General features: G+C 69.4%; 18 protein-coding genes, 1 tRNA gene and 1 pseudogene. 11 read left to right on the top strand and 9 right to left on the bottom strand.

Going from position 1 to position 24716, the window contains the following annotated elements; translation table 11 throughout:
• The first annotated feature begins 94 nt into the window (after positions 1-94).
• Together WB794_RS03995 and WB794_RS03990 are read left to right on the top strand one after the other, a co-directional pair.
• A complete protein-coding gene (locus WB794_RS03995) occupies positions 95-259 on the top strand; it encodes a DUF1328 domain-containing protein (protein ID WP_337334557.1) in 165 nt (54 codons plus the stop codon).
• An 83-nt stretch (positions 260-342) separates the two neighbouring features.
• Positions 343-663, top strand: a complete 321-nt coding sequence (locus WB794_RS03990; RefSeq protein WP_337334556.1) for a BON domain-containing protein — start codon at positions 343-345, stop codon at positions 661-663.
• 103 nt (positions 664-766) lie between these two features.
• Here WB794_RS03990 and rluB read toward each other — a convergent pair whose 3' ends face one another.
• From rluB to WB794_RS03970, 4 genes and pseudogenes are all read right to left on the bottom strand, one after another.
• Positions 767-2230 carry a 23S rRNA pseudouridine(2605) synthase RluB gene (gene rluB / locus WB794_RS03985; protein ID WP_337334555.1) on the bottom strand — a complete coding sequence of 488 codons (1464 nt, stop codon included), beginning with the start codon at positions 2228-2230 and terminating at the stop codon, positions 767-769.
• A gap of 178 nt (positions 2231-2408) precedes the next feature.
• A pseudogene (gene scpB / locus WB794_RS03980) lies at positions 2409-2997 on the bottom strand (SMC-Scp complex subunit ScpB); the annotation flags it as partial.
• Positions 2966-3880, bottom strand: coding sequence for a segregation and condensation protein A (locus WB794_RS03975; RefSeq protein WP_337334554.1), 915 nt, complete (start codon positions 3878-3880; stop codon positions 2966-2968). The gene WB794_RS03975 and the pseudogene scpB, both read right to left, overlap by 32 nt.
• A 147-nt stretch (positions 3881-4027) precedes the next feature.
• A complete protein-coding gene (locus tag WB794_RS03970) occupies positions 4028-4645 on the bottom strand; it encodes an L-threonylcarbamoyladenylate synthase (protein ID WP_337334553.1) in 618 nt (205 codons plus the stop codon).
• Between the two features lie 66 nt (positions 4646-4711).
• Between WB794_RS03970 and WB794_RS03965 the strand changes: the two genes are divergently transcribed.
• Positions 4712-5011 carry a YciI family protein gene (locus WB794_RS03965; protein ID WP_337334552.1) on the top strand — a complete coding sequence of 100 codons (300 nt, stop codon included), beginning with the start codon at positions 4712-4714 and terminating at the stop codon, positions 5009-5011.
• Positions 5008-5838 carry a peptidylprolyl isomerase gene (locus tag WB794_RS03960; protein WP_337334551.1) on the top strand — a complete coding sequence of 277 codons (831 nt, stop codon included), beginning with the start codon at positions 5008-5010 and terminating at the stop codon, positions 5836-5838. Before WB794_RS03965 ends, WB794_RS03960 begins: the two co-directional genes overlap by 4 nt.
• 19 nt (positions 5839-5857) lie before the next feature.
• On the opposite strand, the gene WB794_RS03955 is transcribed toward WB794_RS03960, so the two are convergent.
• Positions 5858-6286 carry an alpha/beta hydrolase family protein gene (locus WB794_RS03955; RefSeq protein WP_337334550.1) on the bottom strand — a complete coding sequence of 143 codons (429 nt, stop codon included), beginning with the start codon at positions 6284-6286 and terminating at the stop codon, positions 5858-5860.
• A 245-nt stretch (positions 6287-6531) separates the two neighbouring features.
• Between WB794_RS03955 and smc the strand changes: the two genes are divergently transcribed.
• From smc to WB794_RS03930, 5 genes are all read left to right on the top strand, one after another.
• Positions 6532-10032, top strand: coding sequence for a chromosome segregation protein SMC (gene smc / locus WB794_RS03950; protein WP_337334549.1), 3501 nt, complete (start codon positions 6532-6534; stop codon positions 10030-10032).
• 20 nt (positions 10033-10052) lie between these two features.
• Complete coding sequence (zipA, locus tag WB794_RS03945) at positions 10053-10835, top strand: cell division protein ZipA (RefSeq protein WP_337334548.1); 783 nt, start codon at positions 10053-10055, stop codon at positions 10833-10835.
• A 69-nt stretch (positions 10836-10904) separates the two neighbouring features.
• Positions 10905-13316, top strand: a complete 2412-nt coding sequence (ligA, locus tag WB794_RS03940; RefSeq protein WP_337334547.1) for an NAD-dependent DNA ligase LigA — start codon at positions 10905-10907, stop codon at positions 13314-13316.
• Positions 13313-14320, top strand: a complete 1008-nt coding sequence (gene epmA, locus WB794_RS03935; RefSeq protein WP_337334546.1) for an EF-P lysine aminoacylase EpmA — start codon at positions 13313-13315, stop codon at positions 14318-14320. The genes ligA and epmA overlap by 4 nt, the downstream gene beginning before the upstream one ends.
• 78 nt (positions 14321-14398) lie before the next feature.
• Positions 14399-16168, top strand: a complete 1770-nt coding sequence (locus WB794_RS03930) for a DUF885 domain-containing protein (RefSeq protein WP_337334545.1) — start codon at positions 14399-14401, stop codon at positions 16166-16168.
• 37 nt (positions 16169-16205) lie between these two features.
• On the opposite strand, the gene can is transcribed toward WB794_RS03930, so the two are convergent.
• Positions 16206-16877 carry a carbonate dehydratase gene (gene can, locus WB794_RS03925; RefSeq protein WP_337334544.1) on the bottom strand — a complete coding sequence of 224 codons (672 nt, stop codon included), beginning with the start codon at positions 16875-16877 and terminating at the stop codon, positions 16206-16208.
• Positions 16878-17427: 550 nt separating this feature from the next.
• Between can and WB794_RS03920 the strand changes: the two genes are divergently transcribed.
• Positions 17428-17520 (top strand) — tRNA-Ser (locus WB794_RS03920).
• A gap of 280 nt (positions 17521-17800) precedes the next feature.
• On the opposite strand, the gene WB794_RS03915 is transcribed toward WB794_RS03920, so the two are convergent.
• The 3 genes from WB794_RS03915 to WB794_RS03905 are packed head-to-tail and all read right to left on the bottom strand — an operon-like array spanning position 17801 to position 23711.
• A complete protein-coding gene (locus WB794_RS03915) occupies positions 17801-20932 on the bottom strand; it encodes an efflux RND transporter permease subunit (protein WP_337334543.1) in 3132 nt (1043 codons plus the stop codon).
• Positions 20929-22428, bottom strand: coding sequence for an efflux RND transporter periplasmic adaptor subunit (locus tag WB794_RS03910; RefSeq protein ID WP_337334542.1), 1500 nt, complete (start codon positions 22426-22428; stop codon positions 20929-20931). Before WB794_RS03910 ends, WB794_RS03915 begins: the two co-directional genes overlap by 4 nt.
• Entirely contained in the window at positions 22425-23711 is a 1287-nt protein-coding gene (locus WB794_RS03905; protein WP_337334541.1) for a TolC family protein, read from the bottom strand. The genes WB794_RS03910 and WB794_RS03905 overlap by 4 nt, the downstream gene beginning before the upstream one ends.
• A gap of 266 nt (positions 23712-23977) precedes the next feature.
• Between WB794_RS03905 and deoC the strand changes: the two genes are divergently transcribed.
• Complete coding sequence (gene deoC, locus WB794_RS03900; RefSeq protein WP_337334540.1) at positions 23978-24712, top strand: deoxyribose-phosphate aldolase; 735 nt, start codon at positions 23978-23980, stop codon at positions 24710-24712.
• Positions 24713-24716 lie beyond the last annotated feature (4 nt).

The following is a 24716-nucleotide window of genomic DNA, read 5'->3' as shown; positions in this document are numbered from 1 at the left end:
CTCGGTGCCGGGGCGCATGGCGGCCCCGGCACCGATCCTGGCGCAGCGACGCGCCGCCCGCCATGGCTGTATCCGGCCTTCAAAGGAGAACGACATGCTCCACTATGCAATCGTGTTCCTCGTCATCGCCCTGATCGCGGGGTTCCTGGGCTTTTTCGGCATCGCCGGCACCGCGGCCTGGATCGCCAAGATCCTGTTCGTGGTGTTCATCGTGCTGTTCCTGATCTCGCTGGTCACCGGGCGCCGGCCGCGGGTCTGACCCCTTTCCGTGCCCGGCCACGTCGCCGGGCGCGGCCACCTGGCGGCGCGCTTCATTCCGCCGCATTCTTCTGGAGAACGAAAATGAACCTGCAACGTACCCTGTTGATCGCCGCGCTGTCCGCGCCCCTGCTCGCGCTGGCCACCGGATGTTCGGTGGCCCGCAAGCAGGAAACGGTGGGCGAGTACATCGACGGCGCCGCAATCACCACGGAAGTGAAGGCCAAGCTGGCCTCGGATGCGGAAACCTCCGCGCTCAACATCGGCGTCAAGACCATCGACGCCGGCGTGGTGCAGCTGTCCGGCTTCGCCAAGTCGCAGCGCGAGAAGACCCGCGCCGGCGAGCTGGCGCGCTCGGTCAAGGGCGTGCGGACCGTGCACAACGACCTGATCATCAGGCCGTGACCGGCGGGAACGGCGCGCATCCGAGTGGAAGACCGGCACTTCGACCGGCGTCGCGACGGATTCCGCGCGCCGTGCCGCGCTGACGGCGGCGGCTCGGTCGCCGTCAGCGCGGCTTGTTGGAGCGCGGCGCGCCGTGTCCCGGGCGTCCGGCGCCGCGCGGTGCGCCCTTGCCGCCCTGCGGACTGCGCGCGCCTGCGGGTTTTCCCGCGCCGCCGGGGCGCGCGCTGGCGCCGGGTTTGGCCGCACCGGCACCCGGACGCCCGCCGCCGGGCTTGCCGCGTCCACCGCCCGGGCGCTCACCGTAGGGGCTGGGCTTGCCGTAGGGATTGGGTTTCCCATACGGACTGGGCTTGCCGGCCTGGCGCGGCGGAGCAATGCGGCTGGTGGTGGTTACGCCTTCAGGCACGTACCAGGAGCGATGCTCGGTCGGATTCTCGAAGCCGGGCGCGGCGCTGCGACGGCGCTTGCCGGGCTGTCCGCCCGCCGGAGCGGTGAGGCGGTTGCCGATGTCATCGGGCACGGTGCGCGGGCCACGCGGCTTGTTGCCGCCGGGCTTGCCGTAGCGTCCCTTGCTGCCGCGATCCTCGCGCAGGTTGTCGAAGGCGCGGAACTCGCGCGCTTCGTCGCCATAGCCGCTGGCCTGGGTCCAGGCGCGCTGCTCGCGCGGCGCGGGGCGGTATTCGGCGGCCTTGGCGCGGCGCTGGCCGATCACCGGCTGCAGGGTCAATACGCCGGTCGCTTCGGCCAACTGCATGTCCGCGCGCAGCTGCATCACGGCTTCGGGAGGCAGCTCCTCGAAGTGGCCGCGCTTGAGCAGGCGCGGCAGCGTCAGGTTGCCGTAGCGCACGCGCTTGAGCCGGCTGACCTGGCAGCCCTGGGATTCCCACAGGCGCCGCACCTCGCGGTTGCGGCCTTCCTTGACCACGACGGTGAACCAGTCGTGCGAATCGCTGCCGCCGATGCGCTCGACCCGATCAAAGCGCGCCGGGCCGTCGTCCAGCTCGATGCCGCGGGTGAGCCGCTGGATCAGCGCCTCGGAGACGCCATCGCTGCCCTCCGGCCCGCGCACGCGGCACACGTATTCGCGCTCGACTTCGCCCGAAGGGTGCATCAGCGCATTGGCCAGGTCGCCGTCGGTGGTCAACAGCAGCAGGCCGGTGGTGTTGATGTCCAGGCGCCCGACGTTGATCCAGCGCGCGCCCTTGATCTGCGGCAGGCGGTCGAACACGGTGGGGCGGCCGTCCGGATCCTCGCGCGTGGTGACCTCGCCCTCGGGCTTGTTGTAGACCAGCACGCGCGGTGGCTCGCTCTGCAGCGTGGCCACGAAGGTCTTGCCGTCCAGGTCGATGCGGTCGCCGCTCTTGACGCTGCTGCCGAGCGAGGCGACCTCGCCGTTGACCTGCACCTGCCCCTGCGAGATGCGTTCCTCCAGCGCCCGGCGCGAGCCGAGCCCAGCCTGTGCGAGGACTTTGTGCAGGCGTTCTTCGACCGCCGCCGCGGGGGGCGTATCGCGCTTGAGAGAGAGGGTGCGGCGCGAGGCCGGCGAGGAAGGTTTGGAACCAGTCATGCAGTGTGCTCCGGTGCGGCATCATCGGCCGCATCCATGGGGAGGGAATCGGTGGGATCGGTGCCGGTGTGGTCCGGCAGGTCGACGGCGGCGGTGGTGATGACCTCGGGTGCGATCACCACGTCGGTCGCGTCCTGGAACGAGGCCCCGGGCAGCGCCGGTGCCGCGTGTTCGGGTTCGAAGGGAAGCTGGGGCTCCAGTTCGGCGAGATCGCGCAGCTCCGACAGCGGCGGCAGCTCGTCCAGGCTCTTGAGGTTGAAGTAATCGAGAAACGTCTTGGTGGTGCCGAGCAGGGCGGGGCGCCCCGGGACGTCGCGATGGCCGATGGTGCGGATCCATTCGCGTTCTTCCAGCGACTTGATGATGTTGCTGCTGACCGTGACACCGCGGATTTGCTCGATTTCGCCGCGCGTGATCGGCTGGCGATAGGCGATCAGCGCCAGGGTTTCCAGCGTGGCCCGGGTGTAGCGCTGCGGGCGCTCTGCCCACAGGCGCGCCACCCAGGGATGCACCTCGGTGCGCACCTGGAAGCGGAAGCCGCTGGCCACTTCCACCAGTTCCACACCGCGTTCGGCGCTGGCTTGGCGCAAGGCGTCCAGCGCGGTTTCGATCGCGCCCGGCGCGAGCGGCTCATCAAGGGTGAAGAGGCTCTGGAGATCGGCCAGCGTCAGCGGCCGGCTGGAGGCCAGCAGGGCCGCCTCCACGATGCGTTGGATCAGCGCCGGGTCCATCGTGTCATGCATCCTGGGTGGCGATTTCGCCGCCATCGGTGTCGGAAGTGGGCTCCGCGTCGATCGCTTCGCTTTCGCTGTCATCGATGGCGAGGGTGCGCAGGTAGATCGGTGCGAACTGGCCTTCCTGCACGATCTCCACGAGCTGTTCCTTGGCCAACTCCAGGATCGACAGGAAGGTGACCACCACGCCGAGCCGGCCTTCTTCGGGCTGGAACAGCGACTGGAAATCGTGGAACTGGCCGTCGGCGATGCGTTCGAGCACCTGGCTCATGCGCTGGCGCACGCTCAGCGCCTCGCGCCGGATCGCGTGCCGGGTGAAAAGTTCGGCGCGCTTGAGGACATCGACCAGCGCCGCGAGCAGTTCGCGCATGTCCACCGCGGGCGGTTCGCGCTCGATCTTCAGCTCCGGCACGAAGGCGTGCACCGGCACGGTGTCGCGCTCCACGCGGGGCAGGGCGTCGATGTCCTCGGCGGCCTTCTTGTAGCGCTCGTATTCCTGCAGGCGGCGCACCAGGTCGGCGCGCGGATCTTCTTCCTCGCCCTCGGTCGAGGGCGGGCGCGGCAGCAGCAGGCGCGACTTGATCTCGGCCAGGATCGCGGCCATCAGGAGGTATTCGGCCGCCAGTTCGAAGCGCAGGTCCTGCATCACGCTGATGTATTCGACGTACTGCCGGGTGATCTCGGCCACGGGGATGTCGAGGATGTCGAGGTTCTGGCGGCGGATCAGGTACAGCAGGAGGTCCAGCGGGCCTTCGAACGCCTCCAGGATCACTTCCAGCGCGTCGGGCGGAATGTAGAGATCCTGCGGCATCTGCAGCAGCGGCTGGCCGAGCACGAGTGCCAGCGGCATTTCCTGCTGCTGCGGAACGGATGCCATCGCTGGATGTGTGGCCGGTGCGGCCGTGGTTTCGGTCATGCGGCAATCCGGCCTCGCGGCCTGCCCGTGAAAATCGTGAGGTTGATCGTCGATCGCAGCAGTTGCTGCATGATTCGACGGAGTTCAAGCGCGGATGCCGACGCCCCCTGGCGCGGCACGGCTGGCACGGTCAACCGCCTCTCGCGGTCAGTCCAGCTCCAGTTCGACGAAACCCTGACGCGTGATCATCGGCTCGTCGCCCGTCAAGTCAAGAACACTGGTCGGACCGGGCTGGCAATCCCCGGCATCGAGCATCAGGTCCACGTGGCGCAGCGAGCCTTCGGCTACCGCTTCGGCCTCGTGATTGTCCAACGGTTCGTCAGGCAGCACGAGACTGGTGGTCAGCAACGGTGATCCCACGGTGTCCAGCAGCACGCGCGTCACGGCGTTGTCCGGGATGCGGCACCCGATGGCGCGGCGCTTGGTCTGCTTGAGACGGCGGGGAAGGTCCGCGCCGGCCGGCAGGATGAAGGTGATCGGTCCGGGGGTCAGCGATTTGATGATGCGGAAGGCCCGGTCGTCGAGCTTGGACAGGCTTCCGATCTGGCTGATCGTGCTACAGAGTACGGTGAAAGGGTGGCGCGTGTCCAGCGCGCGCAGCCGCAGCACGCGGTGTTCGGCGTCGAGCGCCTCGATCCCCCACATGAAGGAATAGCCGGCGTCGGTGGGCGCGACGATCAATCCGCCGTCCGCAATGCAGCGCGCCGCCTGGTGGAGGGCGCGGGGCTGCGGGTTGACGGGATGGACTTCGAGGCGACTGCTCATTTGCGCTGGATCAGAGAAGGGGCAAGCCCATATCATGCCGCCCTTTGGTGCAGGGCGGAAAGCACGATGTGGTACGCACTTCTGGCGCGTGATGCTCCCGACAGCCTCGAACGGCGGCTGGCGGCGCGTCCCGCGCACCTGGAGCGATTGCATCGCCTGCGCGAGGACGGGCATCTGCTGCTGGCCGGGCCGCTGCCGGCGATCGACGCCGAAGATCCCGGTCCCGCAGGCTTTTCCGGCAGCCTGGTCGTGGCGGAGTTCGCCAGCCTGGAAGACGCGCGCACCTGGGCCGATGCCGATCCCTACGTCGCCGCCGGCGTGTATCGCGATGTGGAAATCCATCCCTTCAAGAAGGTGTTGCCGTGATTCGTTCCCGTACACTGCTCCTGGGCATGGCGCTGGCGGGGCTTTGCGCCTGCGGCGGCAAGGCACCAGAGGTCGCCGCGCCGGAAACCGCGCTGCGCTTCGCGCCGGAGAACGCCGTGGCGGTGACGGTCAACGGCGAAGCGATCAGCGAGGCGCTGCTGGTGCGCCTGGCGCGCGGGCGCGGCCTGGACCTGGCCGACGCGCGGCAGCGCGAGCAGGCGCTCGACCTGGCGGTGGAAACCGTGCTGCTGGCGCAGGATGCCATCGCCGAGGGGGCGATCTCCCGACCCGACGTGCAGACCGAGCTGGACCTGGCCCGCATCCAGACGCTGGCCGCGCGCAACCTGGCCGACGCCCGCGCCGGGATGAAGCTCGGCGACGAGGATCTGCGCAGCTACTACGAAAAGATCACCGCCCGCACCGGCGCGCAGGAGCTGCATCTGCGCAACGTGCTCTATGCCGATGAAGCGGCGGCGCGCGCGGCCGTTGTCCCAGCCGCGGCGAGCGGCGACTTCGGCGCATGGATGGCGGGCCTGGGTGCAGCCGAAGGCGTCCAGGCGCGCGATCTGGGCTGGGCCAATACCACCCAGCTTCCGCCGGAACTGGCGCAGGCCGCGCTGGAGCTCCCCGATGGCGGCATCAGCGCGGCCCCGGTGCAGACGCGCTTTGGCTGGCACGTCTTCCAGCGCGTCGCTTCGCGCCCCTTTTCGCCGCCGCCGTTCGAAGAGGTGCGCGAGGGCATCCGCAAGCAGGCCGGCGACGAGTTCCTGGAGGAAAAGCTCGCGGCGCTGCGCGCGCGGGCGCGGATCGAGCGGGAAAGCCGGTAATCGGAACGCTTTTCGGCCGCTACTGGAGGTAATGCTCCCGGATTGCCTGCAGAAGCGGATCGCGCTGGCCCGCCGGTTCGGCGGGCAGATGCGTCCGGCTGATCGCTGCGCCGAATCCCGCGTTGCGCGCGCAGGCCGCCTTGACGGGCGTGGAAATTCCCGGATCTTCGCAGGTCACCAGATTGCAGCCCATCGGCCCGCCCTGGGTGGCGGCGGTTTCCAGCGGCAGCGTGCTGCGCATTCCGGCGCTGTTGCCGCCGTCGCCATGCAGCGAGATCAGCAGGGGCAGGGCAGCGGCGGGCATCGTCGTGGCGGGCCGCGCGAGCAGATAGCTGCGCGAGATGCCCGATACCGTCATCGCGCGGGTTTCGGTGAGGTATTGGGCGTTCGCCGCAGCTGGCAGGATTCCGGCCAGCAGCGCCAGGAGCGACACGATGATCCCGTCCATGACGAGCCTCGTGAGGGAATCAGACTGGGATACGGGAAAAGGTGGTGCCGATTACGCGGGCGGATCAGTCGCGATCCGGGTGGATTCGTGCGTCCCGGAGAGGGCCCACTCGCCGTTGTGGCAGGCTGGGCCGGCGTTTCGGGGGATTGCATGCCCGCGCCGGCGGTCCTGCCGGCGGCGCCGTCGACAGGCACCCGCTATATACTGCCGCGCCGCCGCGCCCCCATTCGGAAGCCCGCCACCGCATGCGCCTGTCCACCATCAAGCTCGCCGGTTTCAAGTCCTTCGTCGATCCGACCACGCTGCACCTGCCCACGAACATGACCGGCGTGGTCGGGCCGAACGGCTGCGGCAAGTCGAACATCATCGACGCGGTGCGCTGGGTGATGGGCGAGAGCTCGGCCAGCCGCCTGCGCGGCGATTCGCTCACCGACGTGATCTTTTCCGGGTCTTCCTCGCGCAAGCCGGTCGGGCAGGCCACGGTGGAGCTGATCTTCGACAATTCCGACGGAGCGCTCACCGGCGAATACGCCGCCTTCAGCGAGATTTCGGTCAAGCGCCTCGTCAGCCGCGACGGCCAATCGAGCTACTACCTCAACGGCACCCGCTGCCGCCGCCGCGACATCACCGATCTGTTCCTCGGCACCGGCCTGGGGCCGCGCAGCTATTCGATCATCGAGCAGGGCATGATTTCGCAGATCATCGAGGCGCGACCCGAGGACCTGCGCATTTTCCTGGAAGAGGCCGCCGGCATCTCCAAGTACAAGGAGCGCCGCAAGGAAACCGAGCAACGAATGCGGCAGACAAGAGAAAATCTTGATCGGCTCAACGACTTGCGTGAAGAAGTTGATAAACAACTTGAACACCTGAAGCGCCAGGCGCGCCAGGCCGAGCAGTACCAGCAGTACAAGGAAGAACAGCGCGTCAAGGAAGCCCAGGTGCGCGCGCTGGAGTATCGCCAGTTCGATGCCGAACGCCTTGGCCTGCGCGAGGCGATCGCCCAGGAGGAAACCCGCCTGGAAGCCCAGGTGGCCGCGCAGCGCCATGCCGAGACCCAGATCGAACTGTGCCGCGAACAGCACGGCGAAGCCACCGAACGGCTGTCGCAGGCCCAGGGCGAGAGCTACCGCGTGGGTGCCGAGATCGCCCGCATCGAGCAGCAGATCCGCCACCAGCGCGAGCTGGCGGAAAGGCTGGCGCGAAGCCACGAGGAAGGGGCCGGCCAGCTTGCCGCGCTGGCCGAGGACATCGCCCAGGACGAGGGCAAGCGCGAGGAGCTGGCGCTGGAGATCGCCGAGGCCGAACCGCGGCTCGCCCTTCTCAGTGGGGACGACGACACCCGCCAGCAGTCGCTGCGCGAGGTCGAGACCGCGCTGGCCGAGCTGCAGGTGGCGTGGGACGAGCACCAGCGCGTCACCTCGGAAACCACGCGCGCGGCCGACGTGAATCGCACCAAGATCGAATATCTGGAGCGCCAGGGCATGGAGGCCGAACGCCGCCACGAGGTCCTCGTGGCCGAGCGCGCCACCCTGGACCTCGCCTCGCTCGGCGAGGCGCTGGAGCGTCTCGCTTCGGACCACGACCTGCAGCGCGCCGGCCTCGACACGCTGGGCGACGCACTCGACGAGCGCAAGCAGGGCGTTGCCGGCCTGCAGGAACAGCAGCGCCGGCTGCAGAACGAGCTTTCCGAAGCCCGCAAGGACGGCGAGGCGGCGCGCGGTCGCCTGGCGTCGCTGGAAGCCCTGCAGCATGCGGCGCTCGGGCAGGAGCAGGGTGCAGCGCAGGCGTGGCTGGCCGCGCAGGGCCTGGATCGCGCCGCGCGCCTGGGCGAAGCGCTGACGGTCGATCCGGGCTGGGAAACCGCGGTGGAAACCGTGCTGGGCCACCTCATCGAGGCGGCGCTGGTGGATGCGCCGGGCCGGCTGCTGCCGGCCGTGGCGGATTTTTCCCAGGGCCGCCTGGCCCTGATCGACGCACAGCCCGGCAACGCGACCACGCCCGGATCGCTCGCCGCCCGCGTGCAGGGGCCGGCCGCGGCGCTGCGCTGGCTGGATGCGATCCGAACCGCCGAATCGCTCGACGATGCCATCGCCATGCTGCCGCGCCTGGCCGCGCACGAGGCCGTGGTGACGCGCGCCGGCGAGTGGCTGGGGCCGGGCTGGGTGCGGATCGTGCGTTCCGGCGAGGCCGGGCAGGGTGCCCTGGCGCGCGAGCGGGAAATCCAGGCCCTGCGCGGCCGGATCGATGCGCTGGCCGAGCGCGAGGGCGCGTTGGGCGAGCAGCTCGCCCAGGTGCGCGAGGACATCGCGCGCGCCGAACAGGAGCGCGAGGATGCCCAGCGCGTGCTGTATCTGGCGCATCGCAGCGTCGCCGAGCTTTCCGGCCAGATGCAGAGCCAGCAGGGCAAGCTCGAATCGGCACAGGCCCGGCTGGAGCGGATCGAGGTCGAGTGCGAGCAGCTGCGCCAGACCCTTGCCGATGCGCAGGAGCGCGCCCGTGAGGCGCGCCAGGCGCTGGAAACATCGCTGGCCCGCATGGCCGAACAGGAAGCCGCGCGCACCGCGCTGGAATCGCGCCGTCGCCAGCTCACCGAGCAGCGCGACTCGGCGCGCGGCAGCGCCCGCGAGGCGCGCGACGCCGCGCACCAGATCGCACTGCGGCTGGAAGCGGCGCGCACCCAGGTGGCCGCGCTCAACCAGTCGCTGCTGCGCATGCAGGCCCAGCGCGAGCAGTCGACCCAGCGCCAGGCCGAGATCGAAGCGCAGATGGCGCAGGGCGATGCGCCGATCCGCGCGCTGGAGACCGAGCGCCAGGCCTTCCTGGAGCAGCGCATCGTCGCCGAGCGCGATCTCGCCGCGGCGCGCTCGGGCATCGAGGGCGTGGATGCGGAACTGCGCCGCTACGAGCAGCAGCGCCAGCAGGCCGACCAGCAGGCCCTGGTCCTGCGCGAGAGCGTCACCCGGAAGCGCATGTCCGAACAGGGTATCGGGATCCGGATCGAGGCCATCGTGGAAAGCATCACCGGCGCCGGATTCGAGCTTGCCGCGGTGCTCGCCGATCTGCCCGAAGGTGTGCGGGTGGACGACTGGAGGCGCGCCGTCGCGGATCTGGAAACCCGTATCCGGCGCCTGGAGCCGGTCAACCTTGCGGCCATTTCCGAGTACGGCGAAGCGCAGCAGCGCAAGACCTATCTCGACGCCCAGAACACCGACCTGGTCACCGCGCTGGAAAGCCTGGAAAGCGCGATCCGCCAGATCGACCGCGAAACCCGCGGTCGCTTCAAGGACACCTTCGATCGCGTCAACGCCGGCGTGCAGGCGCTCTATCCGCGCCTCTTCGGCGGTGGCCACGCCTATCTGGAACTCACCGGCGAGGATCTCCTCGATACCGGCGTCTCGATCATGGCCCGACCGCCCGGCAAGCGCGTCTCCAACATCTCGCTGCTGTCCGGCGGCGAGAAGGCCATGACCGCGGTGGCGCTGGTGTTTGCCATCTTCCAGCTCAACCCCGCGCCGTTCTGCCTGCTCGACGAGGTCGACGCGCCGCTCGACGAGGCCAACGTCGGACGCTTCTCGGCGATGGTGTCGGAGATGAGCGAGAAGGTGCAGTTCCTCTTCGTCACCCACAACAAGGCCACGATGGAAGCCGCGCGCCAGCTCGCCGGCGTCACCATGCGCGAGCCGGGCGTCTCGCGCCTGGTATCGGTCGATCTGGCCGAGGCTTCCCGGCTCGCCGGCGCGGCCTGAGCCTGCGATAGGATGGACGCATGAACTGGAACCCCGACATCGGTATTCCGCTCGCCATTGCCGGCGTACTCCTGCTCATCGGCATCGCGATCTTCGGCCGTCCGCGCAAGCCCGACCAGGGGCGGCGACGGGAACTGGAGGACACGCCGCGCAGCGCCGGGAAGCGGCGCGAGCCCGAGCTGGGTGGCGATGCGGACGGTGATGGCGAGTTCCATCTGGGCAATCTCGACGGACTGGACGATGCCGCAGGCACGACCCAGGAGGAACTGGACCTGATCGCCCGCAGCCTCTCCGACGATGACGGGGGCGCGCCCGATCCCGCGTCGGCGGCCTCGCGCATCGGCCGTCGCGGCGATGCGGTCCCCGAGCAGATCATCACCCTGTTCGTGGCGGCGCGCGGCGACGAGCTGATCGACGGTGCCTCGATCGTCGTGGCGGCCGAGAAGGCCGGGCTGCTCTACGGCGACATGGGCATCTTCCACCGGCTGGCCGACGGCAAGCCCACGTCCGAGCCGGTGTTCAGCGTCGCCAATCTGGTCAAGCCCGGCCATTTCGACCTGCGCCATGTCCACGATATCGAAACGCCCGGCCTGACCTTCTTCATGACCCTGCCCGGGCCGGTGTCGGCGCTGGATGCCTGGGAAACCATGCTGCCCACCGCCCAGCGCATGGCCGAGCTGCTCGATGCGGTGGTGCTGGACGAAGAGCGCAACGCCCTCGGACGCCAGCGCGTGGCGCACATCCGCGACGAACTGCGCCGCTTCGACCGCGCCCGCGAGCGCGAGTCCAGGCGCTTCTGGTAGCCGCAAGGCGCGCGGCCGCGGCGCACGCCAGGCACCGATCCGGCGCGGCGTCGCGGGTAGAATCGGCGCATGGAAACCCACCCTGATCCGGACGCGCGCGTCGCGGCCCTGCGTCGCCAGCTGCGCGAGGCCAACCACCGCTATTACGTCCTCGACGACCCCGCAATTCCCGACGCGGACTACGACCGCCTCCTGCGTGAGCTCGAAGCGCTGGAAGCCGCGCATCCGGAGCTTGCGAGCGACGACTCGCCCTCGCGCACGGTCGGCATCCGCGCCGACGGCGGCTTCGGTGAAGTCGTCCACGCCCAACCGATGCTGTCGCTGGCCAACGCCTTCGAGAATCCCGCCGCGCCGGAGGGCGCGGACGACCGCGTGCGCTATGCCGAAGTGGCCGAGTTCGTGCGGCGCATCGAACAGGTGCTCGGGGATTCGCGCCCGGTGTTTTCGGTCGAGCCCAAGTTCGACGGGCTGGCGATCAGCCTGCGCTACGAGAACGGACGCTTCGTGCAGGGGGCCACGCGCGGCGATGGCGAGACGGGCGAGGATGTCACCGCCAACCTGCGCCAGGTGCGCTCGGTGCCGCTGCGCCTGCGCGAACTGGAGGAGGCGGCCGTGCCGCAGGTGCTGGAAGTGCGTGGCGAAATCTACATGCCGCGCGCCGACTTCGCCCGCTTCAATGCCGACGCCCTCGCGCGCGGCGAAAAAACCCTCGCCAACCCGCGCAACGGCGCCGCCGGCTCGCTGCGCCAGAAGGATCCGACCATCACGCGGCGTCGCCCGCTCGCCTTCTACGCCTATGCCGTGGGCGAGGTGCGCGGGCTGGCGCTGCCGCCGACGCACTCGGCCACGCTGGCCCTGCTGCGCCGCCTCGGCTTTCCGGTGTCATCGCAGGTGGACGTGGCCACCGGATTCGATGGCTTGATCGCCTACTACCGCCGCATCGGCGCGCTGCGCGACGCACTGCCCTATGACATCGATGGCGTGGTCTACAAGCTCGATCGCTACGACCAGCAGCAGGCCATGGGCTTCGTCTCGCGCGCGCCGCGCTGGGCCATCGCACACAAGTTCCCGGCGCAGGAAGCGGCCACGGTCGTGCGCGCCATCGAGATCCAGATCGGCCGCACCGGTGCCGCGACCCCGGTCGCGCGGCTGGAGCCGGTGCAGGTCGGAGGCGTCACCGTCACCAACGCCACCTTGCACAACGCCGACCAGATCGCGCGCCTCGACGTGCGCGTGGGCGACAGCGTGATCGTGCGCCGCGCCGGCGACGTCATCCCCGAGATCGTGCGCGTGATCGAAGAGGAGCGGCCGCCGGGCACCGAGCCGTGGAAGATGCCTGCGGCGTGCCCGGTGTGCGGGTCGGAGATCGTGCGTGAAGAAGGAACGGCGGTGTGGCGCTGCTCGGGCGAACTGGTCTGCCCCGCCCAGCACAAGGAAAGCGTGCGCCACTTCGCCTCGCGCCGCGCGATGGATATCGAAGGCTTGGGAGAGCGTCACATCGAAGACCTGTTCGACCTGGGCTACCTGCGCTCGGTGGCGGACATCTACGCGCTCACGCTGGACGACCTGCTTGAAATGAAGCGCCGCGCCGACGCGCGCGACGGCACGGCACCGGACACCGCCAAGGGCGGGAAGATCGCCACCCGATGGGCGGAAAACCTGATCGACGCGATCGACCGCAGCCGCCAGGCGATGCTGGCGCGCTTTCTGTTCGCCCTCGGCATCCAGCACATCGGCGAGGCCACGGCCAAGGCGCTGGCGCAGTGGTTTGGCGATCTGGAAATCATCCGCCGCCTGCCGTGGCCACTGTTCAAGCGCGTACCGGACGTGGGTGGCGAGGTGGCCCGCGCCCTGGGGCATTTCTTCGACCAGCCCGGCAACCAGCAGGTGATCGACGCGCTGCTGGGCGGCGGGGTGAGCATCATCGACACCCATCCTCCCTCGGCGCGCCTGCGTGACGCACTCGATCCGGCGGCGCTGCTCGTCGATCTGGAAATCCCGAAAATCACCCCCCTGCGTGCGAGCCAGCTGGCCGACGCCTTTCCCGACGTACTCGCGCTGCGCGATGCCTCACGGCGCGATCTTCTGGCCGCCGGACTCCCGGATGATACGGTTGCGGCCCTGGAGCACTGGCTTTCGGACCCGCACAACGCCCGGCTCCTGAGCGCCTGTGCCGAAGCGCGGGAGCGATTGCTTGCGCAGGCTGCGCCCGTCGCTTCCGTTCGCATCGCTCCGCTGGACGCCGCCACGGTCGTTCTGACCGGCACCCTGTCGACCCTGACCCGCGACGAGGCCGGTGCACGTCTCGAGGCGCTGGGTGCCAAGGTCGCCGGCAGCGTTTCGAAGAAGACCAGCTTCGTGGTCGCAGGCGCCGAGGCCGGCTCCAAGCTCGCCAAAGCCGCCGAGCTGGGCATCGAGATCTGGGACGAGGCTCGGCTGCTGGCTTTTCTGGCCGAACACGAAACGCAGGCATCGCCTTGACCGACCCCTCCAAACCCCTCCGCGAACAGCAGACCGAGGCCGGGGAGCGCAAGCGATCGACCCTCACCCTGCGCGCCAGCGCCTACCGCCGCATCCGCGAATTTTTCGCCGAGCGCGACGTGCTCGAAGTGGAAACCCCGATCTTCTCCGCCGGGGCCAATACCGAGCCCAACATCGAGAGCTTTTCCACGCGTTTTTCCGGCCCGTTGCCCGATGGCGGCTCGCGCGAGCGCTGGATGCGCACCTCGCCCGAGTTCGCGCTCAAGCGCCTTTTGGCCGAAGGGATCGGCGACTGCTACGAGCTGGGCCGGGTGTTCCGCGATGGCGAAGCGGGACGGCACCACAATCCCGAGTTCACGATGCTGGAGTGGTACCGCGTCGGCTGGAGCCACCGCGAGCTGGCGGAAGAAGCCGCGCAGCTTGTGCGCAGCCTGATGGCCGATGCGGGAGTCGCGCTCGGCATCCACCGCGTCGATTACCGCAGCCTCTACCGCGATGCCTTCGGCTTCGATCCCTTCACCGCGCGCCTGGAAACCCTGCGCGAACCGCTCGCCGACCTCGACATCCGCGCCGATGGACTGTCGCGCGACGACTGGCTCGATCTGCTGATGACCCATCGCCTGCAAGCCCGCTTCCCCGCGGATCGGCTCACCGTGGTGTTCGATTTTCCACCCGGCCAGTGCGCGCTGGCGCGGGTGGTCGGCGAGGGCGGCGATGCGCTGGCCGAACGTTTCGAGCTTTATCTGGGCGAGCGGGAGCTGGCCAACGGCTATCACGAGCTGACCGACGCCGCCGAACAGCGCGCGCGCTTCGAGAGCGACAACCGCCGCCGCCGCGCGCGCGGCCAGCGCGAGCTGCCGATCGATCGGCAGCTTCTCGCCGCCCTCGAGCGCGGCCTGCCCGACTGCGCCGGCGTGGCGCTGGGCGTGGAACGGCTGCTGATGGCGATGGCGGGCACCGACGACATCGCCGATGTGCTGGCCTATGCCTTTGATCGCGCCTGAGGCGTGACCTCGGACACGGGACGGGCGCAGCGCGCGCTGCCATCATCCAAGGTTGGCCACGTCCCACGGAAACCCTGCATGAAGAACACACTTGCCCTCGCGCTGACGCTTTTTCTCGCCCTGCCGCTGGCGTCGCAGGCGCGTGCGCCCGCGCGCGATGCGTCCGCGCAGGCGGATGCGGCGTTCGTGAAGATCCATGAGGCCGAGTGGGGCTGGCGACAGAAGGAGCTCGGCCGCAGTCCGGAGGACGGCGACTTTTCCAGCCGCACCCGACTGCCGAACGTCGATGCCGCCACCCAGGCCGCACGCCTGAAGGTGTGGGATGACGTGCTGCGCCAGCTCGATGCCATCGACCCGGCGGCGCTGTCGCACGGCCAGCGCATCAACTACCGGGTGTATCGCGCGCAGGTCGAGAACCTCGCGGCAAAGGTGCGTTTTCGCAGCTACGAGATGCCGTTCAACAGCGATTCCTCGTTCTGGTCGAACCTCTCCTTCATGGCGCGCCGCCCGTTTCGCAACGAAGACGACTACCGCGCCTACATCGCGCGCCTGAACGACGTTCCGCGCTACTTCGATCAGGAAATCACCAACATGCGCGCCGGCCTTGCGCGCGGCTTCAGCGTGCCGCGCGCGGTGCTGGACGGGCGCGATGTCTCGATCGCGATGATTGCCGAGGCATCCGAGGTGGAGTCGCTTGCATTCTGGGAGCCGTTCAAGGCCATGCCCGCCGCGATTCCGGCGGAAAAGCAGGTGGCGCTGCGCCAGGCGGGCAGGGCGGCGCTCGCGCAGCGCGTGCAGCCGGCGTATGCCGAACTGCTGCGCTTCTTCCGCGAGGACTATGTGCCGGCCGCCCGCACCACGCTGGCCGCCGAGGCCATGCCCGAGGGCGAAGCCTGGTACCGCCAGCAGATCCGCGAATACACCACGCTCGACCTCGAACCCGAGGCCATCCACCAGACCGGCCTTGCGGAAGTGGCGCGCATCCGCACTGAAATGGAAGCGATCATCGTCGAAACAGGCTTTGAGGGAGACTTCTCGGCCTTTCTCGAATTCCTCCGGACCGACCCGCAGTTCTACGTGGAAACCGGCGAAGAGCTGCTCATGCACGCGGCCTGGATTTCCAAGCGCGTGGACGCGCAGATCGGCAAGTACATGACCCTGCCGCGGGCGCGTTTCCGGATCATCCCGGTGCCCGACGACATCGCGCCGTTCTGGACCGCCGGGCGCGGCGGCAACGGCACCTACTGGGTGAACACCTACAACCTGCCGGCGCGTCCGCTCTACAACCTGCCGGCGCTGACCTTGCACGAATCCGATCCCGGCCACGCGCTGCAGGGCGCGATCGCCGCCGAACAGGACGCGCAGCCGGCGTTCCGGCGCGAGAACTACATTTCGGCCTATGGCGAAGGCTGGGGGCTCTACTGCGAGAAGCTGGGCGTGGACATGGGCATCTACCGCACGCCCTACGAGCACTTCGGCCGCCTCACCTACGAAATGTGGCGCGCCGCGCGCCTGGTGATCGACACCGGCATTCACCACAAGGGCTGGAGCCGCGACCAGGCCCTGGCTTTCCTGCGCGACAACACCGCCCTGTCCGAGCACGAGGTCACCACCGAAATCGACCGCTACATCTCCTGGCCGGCGCAGGCGTTGAGCTACAAGCTGGGCGAAATACTGATCGTCAAGCTGCGCGCAGAGGCCGAAGCCGCGCTCGGCGACGCCTTCGACATCAAGGCCTTCCACGACACCATCCTCAACCTCGGCTCGGTCACGCTGCCGGTGCTGGAAGAAGAAGTGCGCGCCTTCATTGCGGATTCGGCGAAGCAGGCGGAAGCGCGCGGGCGCTGAGCGCTGCATCCCGCCGGGCCTTGGACCGGTGCGTGCGTCACGGCGCTGATTCGGTCGCCCAGCGGTCGGCCAGGCGCTGGATCGCCATGCGATAGCGCTCCTCCACCTCGTCCAGGCCGGCGATGTCCAGGCCCAGGTCATGCAGGTGGCCGTCGCTCAGGCCGTACACCCAGGCGTGCACGCGCAGGCTCTGCCCGCGTGCCCATGCGTCGCGCACGATGTTCGTGGCGCACACGTGCATCGCCTGTTCGATGGCATTGAGCTCGCAGAGCCGGTCGTGGCGCACCTGGAAGGGCAGGGACTCGTCCAGCATCCGGCGATGCGTGGCGGCCACGTCGCTCACATGCCGCAGCCAGTTGTCGATCAGCCCCATGCGCTCGCCCCGCAGCGCCGCACCCACGCCGCCGCAGCCGTAGTGGCCGACCACCATGATGTGGCGCACCTTGAGCGCATCGACCGCGAACTGGATGGTCGATAGCGCGTTGAAGTCGGTGTGCACCACCACGTTGGAGACGTTGCGGTGCACGAAGATCGCACCGGGATCGATGTCCACGATCTGGGTGGAAGGCACGCGCGAGTCCGAGCATCCGATCCAGAGGAATCCGGGTGCCTGCTGCTGCGAAAGACGCCGGAAGAAGCCCGGCTCCTCCCTCTCGATGCGCTCGGCCCAGGCATGGTTGCGCTCGAACAGATCGCGGATTTCGCTCATTGCCACTCCATGGACGGTCGGGCCACAGCCCTCGAAAGTGCGAAGTGTGACAGGCACGGGCCATGGAGCGCATCCGCTCAGCAGGCAGCGTCGGCCACGCAGGGCCTGCCCCGGACATGATCCGGGGCCGACCCGCGGCGGTGCGCAACGCACGGCGGCTCGTCCGGCTACGGAGACGGTTCGCAGGTCGGGGCTACGCCTCCGGCGCGGGGTTTAGTCTTCGCAGGGGAAGCCGTGGGAAAACCCCAGCGTCTGAACAAGTCGTCATCCCGGCGAAGGCCGGGATCCGTGTTGTTGTTTTTGGAATGGATTGGACCGACCTTCGTCCGTCAGCAGCGGCCAGCCCTCGCTGGAATGACTGGGAGTCTGGTTCAGACTTTCCCTGATGCCCCTGGATCAAGCACCGCACCTTGCAGCACCCCCGCCGGATCAGCGACAGCGCGCCGCGCGGAGCCGTCGTCAGGATGGTCTTTACCGAGACGGCCCGACCCGGTATCCTTCCGCGTCCACCGTGAGGCCGTCGCCAGCACGCTGGGTCGCCGTTGCATACGGAGTGATGCCCGAGAGGCCGAAGGGGCTCCCCTGCTAAGGGAGTATGGGGTCAAAAGCTCCATCGAGGGTTCGAATCCCTCTCACTCCGCCAACGATACGAAAAAGCCGCCGATTCCGGCGGCTTTTTCGTGCGCCCAGCAACAGCCGCGCGAACGCGCATCTGTCACGAACCATCCTTCATGTCGTAATCCATTTCAGTGATCTCCGGCCGGGGTTGAGCCGGGTGCGGCACCAGCTCAAGCTCAACAATTCGTGTCCACTGAATGTCTTGATCGCTCATCTCGTGGGGCACCACTGGCTGAAGGTCACGGACCGGCCTGAGGACCGTGCTTGCGCCAGCAATGCACCTCCTTAATGGCCCCGAGTCTCAGTCAAGCGGCGCGCGGTGCGCGCTTGCGGTGCAGCAGCAGGAATCCCGCCGGGATCACCAGCATCGAGAGCAGCGGTGCGGTGATCATGCCGCCGACCATGGGGGCGGCGATGCGCTGCATGATTTCCGAGCCGGCACCTTCGCCGATGAAGAGCGGGAACAGGCCGGCGAGGATCACCGCCACCGTCATCGCCTTGGGCCGCACGCGCTGGACCGCGCCCTCGCGGATCGCGGCTTCGAGCGTGGCGAGATCCGGCGCGGCACCGGCGGCGAGGCGTTTGCTCCAGGCCTGGCGCAGGTAGACCAGCATGATCACGCCGAACTCGGCGGCCAGGCCGCCCAGGGCGATGAAGCCGATCAGGGTGGCGACCGAGACCGCGTGGCCCAGCAGCCAGATCAGCCACAGCCCGCCGACCAGCGCCAGCGGCAGGCTCAGGAGGATGATCGCGACTTCGCCCGGATCGCGGAACACGGTCCAGATAAGGATGAAGATGATCGCCAGCGCGATCGGGATCACCCAGGCCAGGCGTGCGCCGGCGCGCTCCAGGTATTCGAACTGCCCCGACCAGCCCAGGCTGTAGCCGGGCGGCAGCGTGACCTGGTCGCCGACCGTGCGCTGCAGGTCGGCGACCACCGAGCCGAGGTCGCGTCCGGCCACGTCGATGTAGACGTAACCCGTCAGGCGCGCGTTCTCGCTGCGCAGCATGGGCGGGCCCGCATGGATGGCGATCTCGGCAATCTGGCCCAGGGCGAGCTGCGCGCCGCCGGGCGCGATGATGGGCAGGCGCGTCAGGGCGGCCACCGAATCGCGCTGGGTGCGCGGATAGCGCACCACGATGGGATAGCGCTCCCGCCCTTCCAGGGCTTCGCCGATGGGCTCGCCGCCCACGGCCATCGCCACGAGACGCTGCACGTCGGCCTGGCGCAGGCCGTAGCGCGCCGCCGCGTCGGTGCGCACCTTCACATCCACGTAGCGACCGCCGCTGACGCGCTCGGCGAGCGCGGAGCTGACGCCGGGCACGGTGCGTGCGACCTGTTCGATGCGCGTCCCGATGTCGTCGATCAGCGCAAGATCCGGGCCGCTCACCTTGATCCCGATCGGGCTCTTGATGCCGGTGGCGAGCATGTCGATGCGGTTGCGGATGGGCGGGATCCAGAAGTTGCTCAGGCCCGGCACCTGGACCGCGGCATCGAGCGCCTCGCGCAGCCGCTGCGGCGTCATGCCGGGACGCCACTGGTCGCGGGGCTTGAAGGTGATGGTGGTTTCCAGCATTTCGATGGGAGCGGGATCCGTGGCGGTTTCCGCGCGCCCGGCCTTGCCGAAGACGTGCTCCACTTCGGGCACGGTCTTGATCATGCGGTCGGTCAGCTGCAGCAGCTGGCGCGCCTTGTCGGCCGAAAGCCCGGGCAGGGCGGTGGGCATGTAGACCAGACTGCCCTCATCGAGCGTCGGCATGAACTCGCTGCCCACGCGCGCGAGCGGCACGGCGGTGACGGCGATGAGCACCGCCCCCAGCGCCAGCGTGGTCCAGGGATGGCGCAGGCTGAGGTCGAGCAGCGGGCGATAGGCCACGATCAGGAGGCGATTGGCCGGGTTCTCGCGCTCGGGCCGGATGCGGCCGCGGATGAGATAGCCCATCAGTACCGGGATGAGCGTCACCGACAGGCCGGCCGCCGCCGCCATGGCGTAGGTCTTGGTAAAGGCCAGCGGCGAGAACAGACGGCCTTCCTGCGATTGCAGCGCGAACACCGGAATGAAGGACAGCGTGATGACCAGCAGGCACACGAACAGCGCCGGGCCGACCTCGGCCGCGGCCTCGCCGATCAGGCGCCAGTGCGCCTCGCCGGTCGGGGCTTCGCCGTGCTCGTCGCGCCAGTGTTCCAGGTGCTTGTGGGCGTTCTCGATCATCACCACGGCGGCATCGACCATGGCACCGACGGCAATCGCGATGCCGCCGAGCGAGAGCAGGTTGGCGGTGATGCCCTGCCACTGCATCACGATGAAGGCGGCCAGGATTCCCAGCGGCAGCGTGATCACGGCGACCAGGGCCGAGCGCAGGTGCCAGAGGAACAGCAGGCACACCAGCGCCACCACGAGGAACTCTTCAGCCAGCTTGCCGGTGAGGTTGTGGACCGCATCGAGGATCAGCTCGGAGCGGTCGTAGACCGGCACGATCTGCACGCCTTCGGGCAGGCTGGCGGACAGCTCGGACAGACGCGCCTTCACCCGCTCGATGGCGCCGAGCGCATCCTTGCCGCTGCGCAACACGATGATGCCGCCCACGACCTCGCCTTCGCCGTCCAGCTCGGCGATACCGCGGCGAAAGGTCGGTCCGCGCGTCACCCGCGCAATCTCGCCCAGGAGTACCGGCACCGGGCCGTCGATCGCCACCGGCACGCGCTCGAAATCCTCGCGGCTGCGCAGCCGGCCTTCGCTGCGCACCATCATGTCGGCCTCGCCCTGCTCGATCACCGAGCCGCCGGTGGCACCGTTGGCGGCGGTGATGGCCTCGGCGATCTGCTCGAAACCGATGCCGCGTGCGGCCAGCGCGGCGGGATCGGGTTCGATCTGCCAGGCGCGCACCGCGCCGCCCACGCTGGCCACTTCGGCCACGTCCGGGATCGTGCGCAGCTCGTAGGAGAGGAACCAGTCCTGCAGGGCGCGCAGTTCGCCGATGTCGCGCCGGCCGGAGCGGTCGACCAGCGCGTACTGGTAGATCCAGCCCAGGCCGGTGGCATCGGGCCCCAGCGCCGGATTGACGCCGGCGGGCAGGCGATCCCGAATCTGGCTGAGGTATTCGAGTACCCGCGAACGCGCCCAGTAAAGGTCGGTGTCATCGTCGAACAGGATGTAGACGAAGGAATCCCCGAACATGGAGAAGGCCCGCACCGTCGCCACGCCCGGCACCGAAAGCAGGGTGGTCGCGAGCGGATAGGTGATCTGGTCTTCAACCACCTGCGGCGGCTGGCCGGCCCACTGGGTTCGCACGATGACCTGGGTGTCGGAGAGGTCGGGCAGGGCGTCGAGCGGGGTGTTGCGCACCGACCAGACGCCGACCGCGGCCAGCAGCGCGGCCGCCATCAGCACCAGGGCGCGGTTGGCGATGCAGGCGTGGATCAGGCGCGCGATCACGGGGTCGGATCCTTGCCGTGATTGGCGTGATCAACGTGATCAACGTGATCAACGTGCCCCTGCGCGTCGTCCCGCTCGACCGCACCCGGCTGCAGGGCCGGATTCGCGCGGTGGCTGGAATGGTCCATCGCGGAATGATCCATCGTGGAGTGGTCCATTGCGGAGTGGTCCATCGCGGAGTGGTCCATCGCGGAGTGGTCCATCGCGGAGTGGTCCATCGCGGAGTGGTCCATTGCGGAGTGGTCCATCGCGGAGTGGTCCATCGCGGAGTGGTCCGGGGAGGGCGTGGCGAGGCGCTCCAGCGCGCCGGAGAGGCTGGCCTCCGAGTCGATCAGGAACTGGCCCGAGGTCACCACCCGGTCGCCTTCGGCCAGACCGGAAAGGATTTCCGTCGTGCCGCCGGCGCTGCGCCCGGGCTGTACCCGTACCGGCGCGAAGCTGCCGTCGTGGCGCTGCACGATCACGCGGCTGTCGCTGCCGGTGGAGACCAGTGCATCGGTCGGAATCAGCGCCACGCGCGGGCCGGCTGGCGGTATCAGGGTGACGCGCGCGAACATGCCCGGTGCCAGTCGACCGTCCTGGTTGTCGAGCACGATGCGGGCCGGCTGGGTGCGGCTGGCGGCGTCCACCTGCGGCAGCAGGGATTCGACATGGCCGGCAAAGACCTCGCCGGGGCGTGCGTCAACGCGCGCTTCGACCGCGAGCCCGGCGGCAAGGCGGGCGGCGTCCGCCTGCGGGATCGCGGCCTCCAGCCAGAGCGTGTCGAGACGGGCGACGCGAAACAGCGGTGCGCCGGCCGCCACGGTTTCACCCTCGCGCACCAGCACCTCGCTGACCACGCCATCGTGCGGAGCGAGCAGCGCCAGCGTGCCGGAACCGCTGGCGCTGCCGGGCAGCCCGAGCGCGCGCAGGCGCTGGCGCGAGGCATCCTGCAGCGAGCGCGCGGCCGGGGACTGCGCTGCATCCAGCGCACGTGTTTCAGCCGCAGCGCTGCTCCACTGCGGCGCGCGCATCAGCGCGAGGCGCTGGCCCCGGCGCACGGCGGTAAACGGCGCGCGCACGTCCACCCGTTCCACAAGCCCTTCCACCCGCGCCGCGACCACCGCCTCATGCCGCAGGTCCCAGGTCAGCGTGCCGGGAACCGTGATGTCCGATTCCAGGCGGCCGGCCTTCACCTCGCTGGTGCGGATGCCCAGGTTCTGCTGCACGCCCGGGTCGATTCGCACCTGTGCCTGCGCCGCCTCGTCGGCGTAGCGCGGCACGAGATCCATGTCCATGAAAGGCGACTTTCCGGGCTTGTCGAAGCGCTGGTTCGGCACCATCGGGTCGTACCAGTAGAGCACCTCGCGATGTGCCGCAGCGGACGATTCGCCGCCGGCGTGCTCGGCATGGCCCGGGTCGCGGCCGGCGTTCCATGAAATCCCGAGGCGGAATCCGATGAACAGCACGACGGACGCGACAAGGAGGAGGAATGCAGGATGGAATCGCAGGTTCATGGAGTGGATACCTCGTCGGGCAACAGCCAGGCCAGCGCCGCCCAGATGCGGCCGAGTTCGCCCTGAAGCCGGGCGTGTTCGATGGTGAGTTCGATTTCGTCGCGGCGCGCCTCGATCCAGGGCTGCAGTTCGCCACCGGCTCCATAGGCCGCCAGCGCCACGGCGGAACGGTCGTGCGCCAGCGGCAGGGCGTGGTGTTCGATGCGATCCAGCTGGCGCACCTGCGCGCGCCAGTCCGCGAGGGTGCGGCGCAGCGACTCGCGCTGTTCGCGGCGGGCCTCGTCGCGTTCGGCGACCGCGGCGTCCAGGTCGGCGCGGCGTGCGGCGATGGTGCGGTCCTGACGATTGCGTGCGAACAGCGGCAGGCCGACGGAAAACTCCAGCATCAGCATGTCGCTGCGTGACCCGCCCTCGGGAGATCGGTCGCGCCGGCCGTAGCTCAGCGCCAGGCCGTAGTCCGGGCGCTTTTGCGCCAGCGCCGCATCCACCTCGGCTTCGGCCACGCGCTCGCTGCCGGCCCAGGGCAGAAGCGGGGCGAGCTGGTCAAGGTTCGCCAGCAGGCGATCTTCGGCGATGCGCAGCTGGCGCAGGTCGGGCAGCGTGCCGGATGCGGTGGGCGGATCGGCCTCGCCATCGACCCAGCGCGCGAGCCCGGCGGCGGCCGATTCCACGTCGCCCTGCGCCGCCTCGATCCGGTTCTCCAATGCCAGCGCGGTGGCCTGGATGGCCAGGGTTTCGCTGGCCGAGCCGCTGCCGCCGGACAGCCGCGCCCGCGCGGTCCGTTCGGCAATATCGGACGTTTCGCGCAGGGCTTCCAGCGCCTCGCGCTGCGCCTGTGCGCTCCACAGCGCGAACCAGGCCTGCGCTACCCGCTGGCGTACCGTCGCGCGTTCGGCGACGCTCACGTCCTGCGCCCGGCCCCACTGCGCGCGCGCGATGGATCGCTGCGCCTCGCGCTTGGCGCGTGCGGGAAATTCCTGCATCAGGCCGATCTGCTGGCTGGTCATGTCGTCGGCGCGCAGGTCGAAGGCGTCGGGGCCGGTGACCGGCCAGTCGGAAATGCCGAAGGTCAGGCGCGGATCGGGCAGGGCGGCGGCGCTGGCGATGGTTTGGCTGGCGGCGACTTCGCGCGCGGCGCTGGCCGACAGGCTGGGCGCGCGCTCGGTGCCAAGGCGCAGGGCCTCGTCGAGATCGATCGCGCGTGCGCTCGCCGTGCCCGCGGCGGCGGCAAGAATCGCGGCGAAGGCGGCTGGCACGCTGAAGCGGGCCTGGAGGGATGCCATGCGGACGCACTCCACGATGGGTGATGGATGCAGCCCGTGAGTCTGAAGAAGCGCGGGTGTCGGCGGGATGGCCCAGGATGACAAAGCCGTAATGATGGGGTGGGCGGCGCAGCGGTTCGCGCGATGCTCGCGGTGCTTGCGCCGGCCGCCGCGGCACCGTGCGGACGGCGGGCAGGTATCCTTTGGAATCCGCCCACCGCTTGCGCCACGTCAAGGCCGATTGCCTGTTCGTGGCGCAGACTTCCACCACTGCCGGAGCCCGCGCCATGCCCCCTGCCATTCCCGATGCGGTCCGCATCCTCGGCCTGCTCGACCTCACCAGCCTGGGGGAAGACGACACCCCCGCGAAGATCCGCGCGCTGTGCGAATCGGCCCGCACGCCCTACGGGCTGCCGGCGGCGCTGTGCGTGTATCCGGAACACGTGACCACGGTGCGCGAGGCCATGGCCGGAAGCGGGATGAAGGTGGCGACCGTGGTGAACTTTCCCGATGGCGGCAGCGATCCGGATCGCGTGGTGCGCGAGACCCGCCGTGCCATCGCCGCCGGTGCCGACGAGATCGACATGGTGCTGGCCTGGCGCGCGCTGAAAACGGGCGATGCGGCCACGGCCCGCGCCGGCGTGGAGGCCTGCCGCGCCGCCTGCGGGCCGGGTATCAGCCTCAAGCTGATCCTGGAATCGGGTGAACTGGGCACGCCCGGGCTGATCCGCGCAGCCAGCGATATCGGCCTCGACGTCGGTGTCGATTTCCTCAAGACCTCCACCGGCAAGGTGCCGGTCAATGCGACGCTGGAAGCGGCCGCGGTCATGCTCGACGCCATCGCCGCGCGCGGCGGGCGCTGCGGCTTCAAGGCGGCCGGCGGCGTGCGCACGCTGGCCGAGGCGCAGGCCTATCTGGCGCTGGCCGAAGCCCGCTTCGGTGCCGACTGGATCACGCCGGCGCACTTCCGTTTCGGTGCCAGCGCGCTGCTGGGTGCCGTGACTTCGGCGCTGGCGGAGTAGGGCG

Source organism: Denitratimonas tolerans, from assembly GCF_037203605.1.
Classification (GTDB): domain Bacteria; phylum Pseudomonadota; class Gammaproteobacteria; order Xanthomonadales; family Xanthomonadaceae; genus Denitratimonas; species Denitratimonas tolerans.
The sequence above is the reverse complement of the archived record's forward strand: the minus strand, read 5'-3'. Positions and strand labels throughout refer to the sequence as shown.

Coding starts and splice junctions, on each gene's coding strand:
- WB794_RS03995 (WP_337334557.1), top strand. CDS start 95: ATGCTCCACTATGCAATCGTGTTCCTCGTCATCGCCCTGATCGCGGGG.
- WB794_RS03990 (WP_337334556.1), top strand. CDS start 343: ATGAACCTGCAACGTACCCTGTTGATCGCCGCGCTGTCCGCGCCCCTG.
- rluB (WP_337334555.1), bottom strand. CDS start 2,230: ATGACTGGTTCCAAACCTTCCTCGCCGGCCTCGCGCCGCACCCTCTCT.
- WB794_RS03975 (WP_337334554.1), bottom strand. CDS start 3,880: ATGACCGAAACCACGGCCGCACCGGCCACACATCCAGCGATGGCATCC.
- WB794_RS03970 (WP_337334553.1), bottom strand. CDS start 4,645: ATGAGCAGTCGCCTCGAAGTCCATCCCGTCAACCCGCAGCCCCGCGCC.
- WB794_RS03965 (WP_337334552.1), top strand. CDS start 4,712: ATGTGGTACGCACTTCTGGCGCGTGATGCTCCCGACAGCCTCGAACGG.
- WB794_RS03955 (WP_337334550.1), bottom strand. CDS start 6,286: ATGGACGGGATCATCGTGTCGCTCCTGGCGCTGCTGGCCGGAATCCTG.
- smc (WP_337334549.1), top strand. CDS start 6,532: ATGCGCCTGTCCACCATCAAGCTCGCCGGTTTCAAGTCCTTCGTCGAT.
- zipA (WP_337334548.1), top strand. CDS start 10,053: ATGAACTGGAACCCCGACATCGGTATTCCGCTCGCCATTGCCGGCGTA.
- ligA (WP_337334547.1), top strand. CDS start 10,905: ATGGAAACCCACCCTGATCCGGACGCGCGCGTCGCGGCCCTGCGTCGC.
- WB794_RS03930 (WP_337334545.1), top strand. CDS start 14,399: ATGAAGAACACACTTGCCCTCGCGCTGACGCTTTTTCTCGCCCTGCCG.
- can (WP_337334544.1), bottom strand. CDS start 16,877: ATGAGCGAAATCCGCGATCTGTTCGAGCGCAACCATGCCTGGGCCGAG.
- WB794_RS03910 (WP_337334542.1), bottom strand. CDS start 22,428: ATGAACCTGCGATTCCATCCTGCATTCCTCCTCCTTGTCGCGTCCGTC.
- WB794_RS03905 (WP_337334541.1), bottom strand. CDS start 23,711: ATGGCATCCCTCCAGGCCCGCTTCAGCGTGCCAGCCGCCTTCGCCGCG.
- deoC (WP_337334540.1), top strand. CDS start 23,978: ATGCCCCCTGCCATTCCCGATGCGGTCCGCATCCTCGGCCTGCTCGAC.